At 37.8% G+C, this 11,689-nt stretch carries 8 protein-coding genes; 1 reads left to right on the forward strand and 7 read right to left on the reverse strand.

The window, feature by feature from the left end; translation table 11 throughout:
- Positions 1 to 150: 150 nt before the first annotated feature.
- Positions 151 to 1,683 (forward strand): DUF58 domain-containing protein, encoded by a 1,533-nt coding sequence (locus NWF01_11590; protein ID MCW4025654.1) that lies wholly within the window; start codon positions 151 to 153, stop codon positions 1,681 to 1,683.
- A gap of 56 nt (positions 1,684 to 1,739) precedes the next feature.
- On the opposite strand, the gene NWF01_11595 is transcribed toward NWF01_11590, so the two are convergent.
- The 7 genes from NWF01_11595 to NWF01_11625 form a co-directional block, all read right to left on the reverse strand.
- Positions 1,740 to 2,438, reverse strand: coding sequence for a class I SAM-dependent methyltransferase (locus NWF01_11595; protein ID MCW4025655.1), 699 nt, complete (start codon positions 2,436 to 2,438; stop codon positions 1,740 to 1,742).
- Between the two features lie 41 nt (positions 2,439 to 2,479).
- Positions 2,480 to 4,069, reverse strand: a complete 1,590-nt coding sequence (locus tag NWF01_11600) for an oligosaccharide flippase family protein (protein MCW4025656.1) — start codon at positions 4,067 to 4,069, stop codon at positions 2,480 to 2,482.
- Between the two features lie 6 nt (positions 4,070 to 4,075).
- Positions 4,076 to 4,897, reverse strand: coding sequence for a class I SAM-dependent methyltransferase (locus tag NWF01_11605; GenBank protein ID MCW4025657.1), 822 nt, complete (start codon positions 4,895 to 4,897; stop codon positions 4,076 to 4,078).
- Positions 4,894 to 7,242, reverse strand: a complete 2,349-nt coding sequence (locus NWF01_11610; GenBank protein MCW4025658.1) for a Coenzyme F420 hydrogenase/dehydrogenase, beta subunit C-terminal domain — start codon at positions 7,240 to 7,242, stop codon at positions 4,894 to 4,896. Before NWF01_11610 ends, NWF01_11605 begins: the two co-directional genes overlap by 4 nt.
- A 187-nt stretch (positions 7,243 to 7,429) precedes the next feature.
- Positions 7,430 to 9,151, reverse strand: a complete 1,722-nt coding sequence (locus NWF01_11615) for a hypothetical protein (GenBank protein MCW4025659.1) — start codon at positions 9,149 to 9,151, stop codon at positions 7,430 to 7,432.
- Positions 9,144 to 10,328 carry a glycosyltransferase gene (locus NWF01_11620; protein ID MCW4025660.1) on the reverse strand — a complete coding sequence of 395 codons (1,185 nt, stop codon included), beginning with the start codon at positions 10,326 to 10,328 and terminating at the stop codon, positions 9,144 to 9,146. The genes NWF01_11615 and NWF01_11620 overlap by 8 nt, the downstream gene beginning before the upstream one ends.
- Positions 10,329 to 10,382: 54 nt before the next feature.
- Positions 10,383 to 11,687 carry a Coenzyme F420 hydrogenase/dehydrogenase, beta subunit C-terminal domain gene (locus NWF01_11625; protein ID MCW4025661.1) on the reverse strand — a complete coding sequence of 435 codons (1,305 nt, stop codon included), beginning with the start codon at positions 11,685 to 11,687 and terminating at the stop codon, positions 10,383 to 10,385.
- Positions 11,688 to 11,689: the final 2 nt, after the last annotated feature.

Below are 11,689 nucleotides of genomic sequence, written 5' to 3' on the forward strand. Positions count from 1 at the left end.
GACGTAAAAAAACTAATCCAACCAGTTTTTGCCCACAGACTAAAAGTAAAAACAGAAGCAGAAATGGAAGACATAACCCCAAACACAATTATCGACCGCTTAATCAAAGAGGTCCCCGTTCCAAAAATAGACTAACAAAAAGGAACAAAAATGCCCAAATTAACCCTAAAAACAATCATCAAAGCATACCTCATAGTAATACTCTTACTGGGCATCTTAATTTCGCCTCTGCCACAATTCGCATTAGCACTAACACTTCTGGCACTTCAACTCTACACAACCTACAGACCACCCAACCCAAAAATGAACTTAGCAATAATCTTTGGCACACTCACTCTTACCCCATTAACCCTGACACCGCTAGCCGGAACCACATTCTCGGTCTTATTCATAACGCCAACTATCTATCTATTAGACCAAAACCTGCAGGAAAACGCCCAAGACCAAACATCGACACATTCAAAAAACGCAAGAACACCAACAATAACTCTAAAAATACTCTCAACAGCTTTATCCATCGTATTTTTAGCAACCCTCATTACACTTAACATAACACTTCTACTATCAACAACCATTCTCATAGTGTATCTTACAGCAATTTTAGGGCACAATTTAATAAAAATCCCCAAAAACCCACTCAAAGAAACAAAAACATGGAACAGAACCTTAGCAGGCAACCCATCAAACAACACAATCGAAATCACCACAACCTCAAAACTACACCTCCACACCACATTAACAGCAACCGAATCATGGATACAAATAACCCCCACGAAATACACAACAACCAACACGTCTCAAACAGTAAAAATAACATACACACCACCCCTCGCCGGACCCACAAAACTGCAACTCCACGCCACAACCATCGGTCCAAGAGGCTTAATCCCAACTAACCAAACACTCCAACCAGTTGACCTACACATCATCCCCAAAGCCAAATACGCACAGTGGCTAGCCAAAAAATACCTTGAACAAACCGCTACAGGAACAGCCTCAGCATTAACAACGTCCCCACCACGAACAACAACGGCAGCAAAATACGGCTTGGAATACTATGGCAGTCGCCTCTACCAGCCAGGAGACAGACTAAAAGAGGTAGACTGGAAACATACCTTCACCCTTGGTGAACTAGTCGTAAAAGAGTATTCAGGTGCCCACGGACAACCCACAATTATAGCAGCAGACTTAACCGCCAAAGATACGCAAGATGCTGACAAACTCGCATACAACCTGATAATAGTGGCGTTGACCTCAGCCAGAGAATCTTTGCCATCTGCACTAGCAGTCTATAACCAAAAAGAAAGCATTGCATCAACAGCACTTAATAACCCGCGAGAAACACTGAAAGAAACACTGAAAATAACTGAAAAAATAACTATAGTTGATCAAGCAGCTAAAGCTTTGCAACCGACAGAAATACGGAGACTCAAAAAGTTTAAAGAAGAAGTTGAAAAAACACAAAAAATCCTTGCAAAAATTCTGGATTTTGAGGTTGAAGCAAAACAAGCGATCACCAAACAACACCCCGCAACTCAAACACTCAATAGATGCATTGATAAAACACCGCCTCCAGCAATTATAACAGTCGCCTCATCCATGACACAGGATATGGAAGTATTATCGTTGACTTTAGAAAAACTCAAAACACAAGGGTATACAATCGTACTGATGCCCAATTAAACTAATTGGAAAAACATAGAATATTAAGAAAAGAAGGAAAGCTTTCTGTTGAAAGGTTAGATACGTATCGCTTTCCAAACAAGCATTTCGTTCATAAAAATTAAGGGTTTACGCTTTGTCATCATGCTAAAAAATAACCATGAATACTGGAGCAGACGGATCAAGCGGGTGTAATAAAATTGTGGCTGACCAATAATCCAGTAGTTAACTGAATACGCGGATTCTTTCAAAGTTTTGTTTAAAGTTAACGGGGAAAAACGGTTATGTCGATGACCATAGTATTCACCTGAAAATTTCATAACCAACGGGGCAGCAATTGAGGGCAGATTTGTGTCAATCCATAATAGAGGATTTAAAACATTCGTTGTGCAGCCGACAAAGAAACCGGCTTTTTTAGTTATCCTTGAAAATTCGCGAAACACTCCTTTCTTGTCGTCTATATGCTCAATAACGTTTATGCACATAATACCATCAAACACATCTGCCTTAAAGGGCAAATTGCTCAAATCAGCAAGCACAAATGCAGAAGCACGATTTTGTCGACGACACGCACGCAAATTTGAACACAGTAAGTCAACTGCAATACGTTGAGCATTATTTACGGCTTTTTCCATGTTGACACTAACACGTTCTCCGCCACATCCAGCATCTAAAAGCAGAAAGCCTTCACGAGATAGTTGCTTTGTTAAGGTAGCTAACGCTTTTGCGTAGAACCCATAGTAGATATATTTTACCAATTTAATATTTTCAGACATTTTTTAACTCACCAAACATAACCAAAATGAACTGAGCAAACTCAATTTTTTCCTGCTAACTGCAGGATATGATACTGATAGAGTATCATTGGCTTAGCGAGTACCCTAAGTAATGGTACACCTTGAATGACGCGCCCAAGCACTGAAAGCTCGGATTTGCCTACAACATTAAGCAAGGGAATTAATGTAATGTAAACTAACAGGAAAAAAGTGGTTCCTAAAACCAGAGTTATAATTGATGGAAAGGAAGTTCGCAGTAAAAAGACCAACGGAAGAGGACAAGAAAGCAATGTAGCTAAGTAGATGCGGCTAGTATGAGCGAAATCAAATTTTATCTTAAGCTGTTTTGTTGCAATGTAGGCGCCATAGATGGTAGCTAAGGCTCCCGCGATAAGATGCGCAACTATCACACCTATTATGCCATAAATTTGCGCTAAAAACGGTGATAGAATAATTGTAACAGAGAAATATATTGAAGTGAACTTTAAGGTCAATCTAGTTTTACCTATACCGTTAAACAAGCTTGTTAAACCCAGAAAACCCGCACCTACAAGATAATAAATTAAAACGCTAGCAGTCAAATATAGAGCAGCAGAACTGTAACTTGGACTAGTATAGATTAATTCAACAATCTGCTTAGAAAAAATCGCAACCAAAGTTGTTGCAGGAAGCATCAATAAACAGGAATACTTGTTTGCTTTACTGAAGAATTCACTGACCTGCACTGGACTTGATTCCAATTTGGAAAATGCTGGTAGAAGAGTAGTTGTAATTGCAGTTGGAATAACAGTTAAAAGAGTTACAAAATTGCTTGCTGCCTTAAAATTGCCAATTGCAGCATCAGTCGTGAAAAAAGCAAGAACCACCTGTTGATACAGCGGAAACAAACCAAGCATAACAACAGAAAAGTACAAAGGCAAACCATATTTTGTCAGAACTTTAAGAGTCTGAAGCGATTCTTCCTTTTCAAATCTTATACTTGAAACTACTGGTTTAGGTTTCAAAAATTTAGAAAAAAGGATAACTGCACCAAGAACAGAGGCTACTGCAAATCCTCCAATATAACCTATCAGTACACCTGTTAAGCTAAAACTAAAAATCAGCAAGATTATCTGAAAAACAGTCTTCATTATAGCTTGAATATTGTTTGATAACGCACTATACTGAGCTTGGTCAAGACCTACAAACGCAGAATTAGTTGTCGTAAAAATCACTTGAAAGACAACTGATAATGAAGCTATCTGAATGTAGAAAGCGCTGTCAGGTCGGTTAATAATTAAGCTGAAATAGTTAGCAAATACAATACTAAAAATAGATAAGGCTATAGCGATGCTTAACCTGAAGAGCAAGCCTTGACGGATGATGACGGGAACACGCTCTTCCTGCCCTTTGGCACGAAGGCTTGCAACAAACTTTGTGACACCAGCATTTATCCCAAAGTCTGTGAACAGAAGCAAGAGGGAAGGAATAACAAGAACAAGGGTGTACTGACCATATAATGAAGGTCCTAAGATGTTTCCTATCAGAATAGCAGAAATAGCCATAACAGCTGTTGCCACGGTTGCCCCTGAAAAAAGGAAAAAACCACCCCTAGCGGATTCTGTAGTAACTTTGGTTAGCTCATCGGTCAAGCATTTTCAACGCGTTTTATATTCTATAGGCTGGAACGTTTTTCTGCAAAAAAACACCACTTCATCAGGGTTTAATGCAAATCTGTTGGTTGAATAATCAGTTAATTTTATCTCTTCAACTATAAACCCTACAGATTGCAAACGTTTAACGTAATCATTTTTACTGTAGATTCGAACATGACCTGATTGACCAAACACTCGCTCGCATTCCTCACCCGAAATAACAGAAGAATCCTCAAATGTTTCTGCCAACATTGGCGAATAAGGAATCTGTAAAACAGCCCAACCGTCTGCCTTCAAAACCCGGTATAACTCTTTCATTGCTGATATATCGTCAATTATATGTTCAAAAACATGATTGCAGATAATAGCATCAAAGGAGTTGGAGGAAAAACTGTTTTTTCGAAGGTCAATTTTTATTTTTGCTAAAGGACTACTCAAGTCAGCAGGTAAATAGGTTATTTCTTGTTTTTCCAAAATCTTTTTTAATACTCTTTCTGGCGCAACATGAAGCAGAGTTATTTTTTTATTTATCAATTGATGGGTTGTTAGAAACAGGTAAACAAGTCGTTCACGGTCTCCTGACAAACAGTAGGGACAAATGGCGTTCAACCGATAACCCCCACCGACAATTTTTTTCTCTTTCAAAACAGGCAAGTCCAACCCAGTAGGCAAGAATTTTCTAAAAGAACGCGAACAAAAAGGGCAAGTAAACTTATTTCCCAGATAAAAAAGGGAACATATTGACCGTATTGCTAATGAAGCAAAATTTCTTAAAGCAATGCTATGAGTTCTCGGCAATATTCTGTTGACTTGTTTTATTTTCAAAGTACACCTTTTTTCGTTGGTTGCATAATGTTCTGAACATGAGAAAAAACACTTTGTTCTTTCTGGATGTTTGCCGTTGTGCAGCTGATTTTTTTGGTTTCAAAATTGCAGGTACTGAGCATTTGTTGGAGTTTTTCGTTTATTTTTTCCGAGTGTACTGTTTTTCGGACATCAAAAAAGAAGTCCATCTGATTAAAGCGTTGCATTAACTCTTCATATTTTATGGCCCACCCGAGGACCAAAGCAGGCACCCCATTTTTGTAGGCATGGATTATGGCATGATAACGGGAAGCTATAATGAAATCAAATTGTTTTATCACATATTCTAATTCGAAAGAATTCAGATCATCCACAATAACTTGCACATTTTTGTCATCTGAGAAGTGACTCTTGATTTTATTGGTAACCTCCAAGTCTTCAGACGAGTGCCTTAGCAAATAAACTGTTTTCTTAGCTGACAATAAGGTAGCTATCATTTGGAAATAAAGTAAGTAAATTTCTTTAGAATTTGCGTGTTCAATAACTCTAAGGTTAGGAATGATACCCACGGAATCAGGGTCAACATGGATAAGTTTTAGCTGAACATGCCCTGAATATACGCGTAAAGGATCACAACTGTTTTGAAGCACAATATCATAGCCTTTTTCTGCATTTTTACTAAAAATTCTTGCATAACGTAACCCTTCTTGTTCTCTTGCAAATATTTTTTGTGGATATTTCAGATATGTTGACAATAATGGGGTTAGCATGAATTTGAATTTTAAAGGATAGCTAAATGGACCTATTGACTGAGGAAAAATATAGTAGGGAACAGAATGTTTTTTGGCAGCAGCTATATTTAACAAGTAACTGATATTTCGTAGCAAACCCCATTGTGAAGATAAAGCAAATCCACTGATATCTATAAAACAGCAAGAATCGTCTACAACACTATTTAGTAAACTATGCAACAACTTATGCTTGCTTTTGTTAACGAATAATTTGCCGTTGAATGCGGAAAACCAAAGTCTAGTTTCAATATCCCAAGGAAGTATTCTAAAACTGTAACGCATCTTTTCCAATTCATCCCGGTCATAATCCGATGCTGAAAGCATTATGATTTTTTTGTCAGGATATCTTTGCTTCACTTGGTCAACCACAGTAAAAGTCATTGCTTGGGCCCCTTTATTGAACAAATCAGCACCAACAATGATTACGTTCTGACCGCTGTGATTTTTCAATCTTGACCCTCGAGTTAAAACATCAGTGCCCACTATAGATGCAAAACCGACTCCTAACTCTAAAATTTTCTTTGCTTTAAACAGATTTTGAGAAACATTACTCAAAAATATTGCAGACTTTATTTTGACAACATTATAAGTCATGCCCCACATAATTTCTTTAGGGGTTCCAAAAAAAATGTTTTTTACTTCAGGAGTTTTTAGGTCCTCACCATATTTTGCTATTAAAAACTGTATATTAGTGATGTTTTTGGTTTTTTCTTGGATAACTTGAGATTTCTCAACTGAAGCCATAGAAGATTTTTCTACTGTGAAAAACTTGGAGTACCTTTCAAAAATGCTCTTGCCTTTTTCAGTTCTAATTATGACACTTGATTTTCCACAGTAATCATCTTTCCCTTTTATATAGCAGTCGCCCACGGAAATATCAGCATATTTGTTTAGTTTATTAATACAAAACCGGCACCGGTTCAGTTGAAAAAAATCTTGGAGATTTATTCTTACGTTTCTATGTATGATTTTTTGTCTTCCTGAATCAAACACCATCTTTGTGTGTCCAGGCCAACCACTTTTTTCTTTGGTTCGATATTCAAACTTTACAATCTGCTCATCACCTGTTTTGTATGTGTCTTCAACAAAGCGCAGAAAGTTGAAGTTCAGATTTTTATCACAAAAAAGCCCAATTAAGAAAAGATTCTCTTTATTGATTCCAAATTTTTGTATGAAATGGGTAATTCCCCAGATTTGGCAGGATGTACCCACGATTACGTATTTTTTGTCTTCCCTACGTTTCAACACTTTTATAACATTATATACCGAAGCAGGAACATACTTGGATTTTGCACATCTCATCACCTCGGCAACGTCGGTTGCAACTGTTAATCGAGCGGGTTTACCTTCAAACTTGTCAAAGTCTAAAACAAAAGCAGCATCAAACTCTTTGTTTTTTAGTAACTCAACAATTAAAGTCGTAACTAATCCGCCACTAGTCGAATTCAGCCGCACGTCAGGGTTATTGCTGTATGCAGTATAGCAGCCTAAACAATTGCCCATCATAGCAGATACTGTATTCTTTTTTCCAATTGCATCTACAACATCAAGATTGATGCCAGGACAAAACTCCAAACAGAGTCCACAACGTGCACATTTTTTATCATTGACTTTTGGTAGGAACTGACCGAACTTATTTTCCATTATGATTGCGTTTTTTGGGCAGACGGCTGCACAGATTTCACATGACACACATAAATGGTGGTTTCTTGTTTTTGTCACGTTCGATTCCGAGAAGTTAATCGAGCTGGTTAGGACTTGCTTACTCATATATGAGGTCATAACCATTGTTGTATACAAGATTGAAGAGGTCAGGTAACTCTGCAACATATTTTTCTGCGGTTATGTCACTTACGCCTCCGACGGTGGTATAACTCAGGGTTGCAGAACTAATTATGATTGCATCTGAAGAGTATTCAAAGTTGTTATCGTTAATTTTGTTGTTGAAGTCCCGTGAAAAACTTACAAGGTTAGGCCAAGCAAATAATTTAACAATTCCACCAAAACGTAAATCACCATTAAAGGATTGTTCATCAACACTATGTTGCGAAGCAAAAACAGCTGTGTCTACGTTTGCATCGTTAAAACATGAATAATACATAATTGAGTAAGAGGAAGCATTAGTTATCGGCGAGATGGCAATTGCACCAACAAAAAGCACCATTATTAAGCCATAAACAAACTTGTTATGTCTCAGCTTCCAACAAATCACAAATACACTAATTGAAGTCAGCAAAATGAGGAATTTGTCAAAAATAAATAGAAAACGTTCACTAAAGCCAATAGGGACACCAACCCCTAATGCAAACCAGATTGCACCAGTAGTCAAAGCTACTGAAGCAAGAAGCAGTATACGTATATACTGAACATCGAGTCTCTTCTTAACAAACAGGTATAATGCCCACAACAAAACAGGAACAACCACTGCCAACGGGAGAAAGAAACGAATAAACTTGCCCAACTGCGACATTACCGCAAGCTGATCTGCAATTTCAGGAATCAAAGGAGAGGTAGCAAATGCACCGCGAGCAACAGGCGTTATTTCGCCAATAACCATGCTTTCTAACGTGAATACAGAGGTTCTGAATACAAATAATGAAGAGTAAAGCCACCAACAAATTGTACTAACCAGCAAAATCAGAGCAACTGACAGGTATTTTCTGAAGGGAAAGGAAAAAATTTCTATGGAGAAACGCGAGAAAAATTTATAGCTACACACTATGACCAGCAGTAATAGCCCTAAAGTAAGTGGGAGGTAAGCGTGGTATGCAATGCTTACAGCGCCTATGAAGAAGGATAGAAGTAGGAATCCTTGTTTATGAGTGAATAATCCGTAAAAAAATATGAACAGCGAAATAAGAATCAAAGAAAGTGTTATAGTGAAAGGTGAATAGTGTATTGATTTTGGCTCAACCAAAATGAGTAGCACAATAGAAAGTATACCTGCACGTGGTCCAAAGAATCTCTTGATAAAAACAAAGGACACAAAAACTAAGAGACCTTGAACAATTATCGCAAGAATGCTAGTGCTTAACGGAAAAATTGTGCCAGTGACTTGTTCAAAAACGTCTGTAAGCAAAAATGTGTTGGGCCAGTAAAGGTAGCCACTGGCTTGTATTCCTTGAGACGCAAGGACGTTAACGTTTAGATAATGGGTAAATATATCGTAGTGCACTAGCCCGTTAAAAAGGTAATAGGGAAAAATTATTTTTATAGAGAAAGCGCTTATGGCGATGAAAAATGCAGCTAAGTAGTAGTAAATGCTTTTTTTGATTTTAGGTAAAAGCAAAAACACTGAAAGTCCTGCAAACCCTAACACAACATTGAGCCAAGGGAAGTTAAGCCAAAAATTTAGCGGACCACTGTAGGCAGTTAGCGTCAAACTTTTGTCAGCAGTTATGAACAGTATAGCAGTTAATAGTATGAAAACAAGAATTAACGGGACTACTGCAAGCTGCTGCTTAAATGAGGTTATCTTATTCAAACGCTCGTTTATTTATTGATGAAAGCATCTGTTCAGCCACTACCTCTGGCTTATGAGAAACAACGTACACATTTAAATGCTCAGAAACCGTTTTAACTATCTTAAACCTCAAATCATCATCAACAAGCAGTCTCTGAATTTTTGAAGCCCAACTCTGAGGCTCATTTTCATCAACAACCATGTATTCTTCTACCCCAGTTCCAGACAACAAATCAGTTATTGCATCCGTTTTAGTTGCGACAATGGGCACATTGGCTACTACTGCTTCCACAAACTTCATCGGAACCACATTATTTAGCAGTTTTGACCGCGGAATTAAAAGTAAATCTAACGAGTTGTAAATCGCAGGCATCTCTTTCTCCGGAACACGCAAAATCAAAGAGCCTTTTACATTTAAACGCTTCATCAACTTGCTTACCCGTGCTTCATCGCGTAAATCGCCGGTACCCACTATGAGCAGTTGAGAATTAGACACGACTTTTTGAACCAAACTCATTGCCTCAACTACGACATCAACCGAGTGAACCGGTGAAAGGTTACCCACATAACCAACTACATACTCCTTTTTAGGCAATGATGAAATAGGAGTAGGTCTACTGAAAAGTTCAAAAGAAACAGGTTGCGGTAACACAACAATGTGATTATCGTTTCCTCTTATTTTTGCAATTACATTAACAAATCCTGGAATTGAAAAGATTGTATCAGCGTTTTTAATAAGGTATTTTTCCAAAGACCAACCCATATTTGTGGCAATTCTCTTAAAGAGGCTTTTCTTTCCAGCATAAAGGTGATCAGATGAAATAGAGGCAATCTTTACTGCAACAGGACCTAAAATCTTTCGCAGTGTAACAAAACCAAAAGCTAACCAGGTTCCCCTAATATATATCACGTCAAAAGACCGCGTTAATTTCAGGAAGACAGCAATTGAAGATAACAGAAAACCATAGATTACCAGTTGTAGCATATAAAAAAATGGACAAGGCGCAGGTATTCTTGGAAGAGTTATTGTATCCATTTTTTCAGTGTTAACTGGTTCTCTTGGCTGCATTATACTTTGAATGGTACTAATGGCAATAACCGATACGTGCTCTACTCGCTTGTGAGAAGCAAGACTGGTTGCAATACGCCGTTCATTAACAGCATTTCCCACAAGACCATGAAAACCTTCCAAAATCATCAGTACCTTAACCAATTTGCTCACCTACTTTAACGCGTGATATTCTGCCGTTTGTTATTGTTTCTTTTTCAGGGTGTTTGCAGCCAAGTTTAGCGAGATTGCCAGCACATCTAAAAATCGCCACAAAAACCGCTTTTGAGCTAGAAATATTTGCAGGTATGTTATTATAGCATCAATATAAGCTGAAGGTGTACCTGTTGGTAATGATTGGTTATAAAAGGGGGTTTTCTTACCTAAGAGTTTGAAGATCTCAATGCGTGCGCTTATATAATTTCGTTTACGGATTAAAGCGCCTTTCTTGGATGCAATTACTTCGCTACTTTTTGTTTTTGTTAGGTCTATTCTGTTGTCTGCCAGTGCATTTGCTATCAAGTTTTCCGCAGATGCCGTTCTGGATATAAGTATGGAGCTACCAACAGACTCTTTTTGGTAATTGGGCATCCAGTTGTCCCCAAAGGAGATATCGGCTAATTCAGCTGTATGATCAAGACACATAGTGCAGCGGGGTAAATATAAAAAAGACCGTAACCATTTATTGTAGTATTGAGTGTAAGGTACCGAGATTTTTTGCCCATTTTTTAGTTTAACACACAGGTAACCCAAGTAACCTTGTCCTCGATAGTCTAAAACAGCTACATCGTCTTTTTTTATACATAATTTTTTTAGTATATACTCGGTCGCCAGAAAATTTCGATTGTAAGAGCACATAAGACCAAAAGTGAAAAGTATTCGCTCACCTATTTTTTTATTAACAGATATAGCTTTTTTAACGCCCTGTATATGACAAGGCAAACCAACTATAGCAAAACGCCCATCTGTTTTAAGAACTTCTTTTAACACAACATTTGTTGGCACAGGACAATATTTGGACTTAGATGCTGCCACAATTTCTTCTTTTGTCTTCGCTAAGACAATTTCGGGACGCAGAGGATTTTGATCACTCATCCTTGTCACTATTGCACCATCGATAATCCGCTTTTCTAGGGCATAAATCAACAATTCAGTGATTAATCCACCAGAAGAAGAATTGTACCGTATCTCATAATTAGTTGAATTACTAACGTAAAAATCAAGGAAATTGCCCACCAGAAAATCCGCAGGCTCTTTCCCAAACAGTTCCAGATTTAACTGTTTAAAGTCAACAGATTCGCCAGGGCAACAACGGAGACAGACCCCACAGTTAATACATTTTTGAAAGTTTATCCGCGGAAAAAAATTGCCTCTATTTTTATCTTCATACATTTTAATGGCTGATTGTGGACATACACCCTCACAAGTCCCGCATGCTGTACAAAGACCAGCGGTAACTGTCCTACTGATTGTCTGTCTATTTTTGTCTTGTAGAAGTGCTTGTGTCATAT

It is taken from the genome of Candidatus Bathyarchaeota archaeon (assembly GCA_026014585.1).
In the GTDB taxonomy this organism is placed as follows: Archaea; Thermoproteota; Bathyarchaeia; order Bathyarchaeales; family Bathycorpusculaceae; genus Bathycorpusculum.

Excerpts from the sequence above, each read along its gene's own strand:
- NWF01_11625 (MCW4025661.1), bottom strand. The coding sequence starts at position 11,687 with ATGACACAAGCACTTCTACAAGACAAAAATAGACAGACAATCAGTAGG.
- NWF01_11590 (MCW4025654.1), top strand. The coding sequence starts at position 151 with ATGCCCAAATTAACCCTAAAAACAATCATCAAAGCATACCTCATAGTA.
- NWF01_11595 (MCW4025655.1), bottom strand. The coding sequence starts at position 2,438 with ATGTCTGAAAATATTAAATTGGTAAAATATATCTACTATGGGTTCTAC.
- NWF01_11620 (MCW4025660.1), bottom strand. The coding sequence starts at position 10,328 with ATGATTTTGGAAGGTTTTCATGGTCTTGTGGGAAATGCTGTTAATGAA.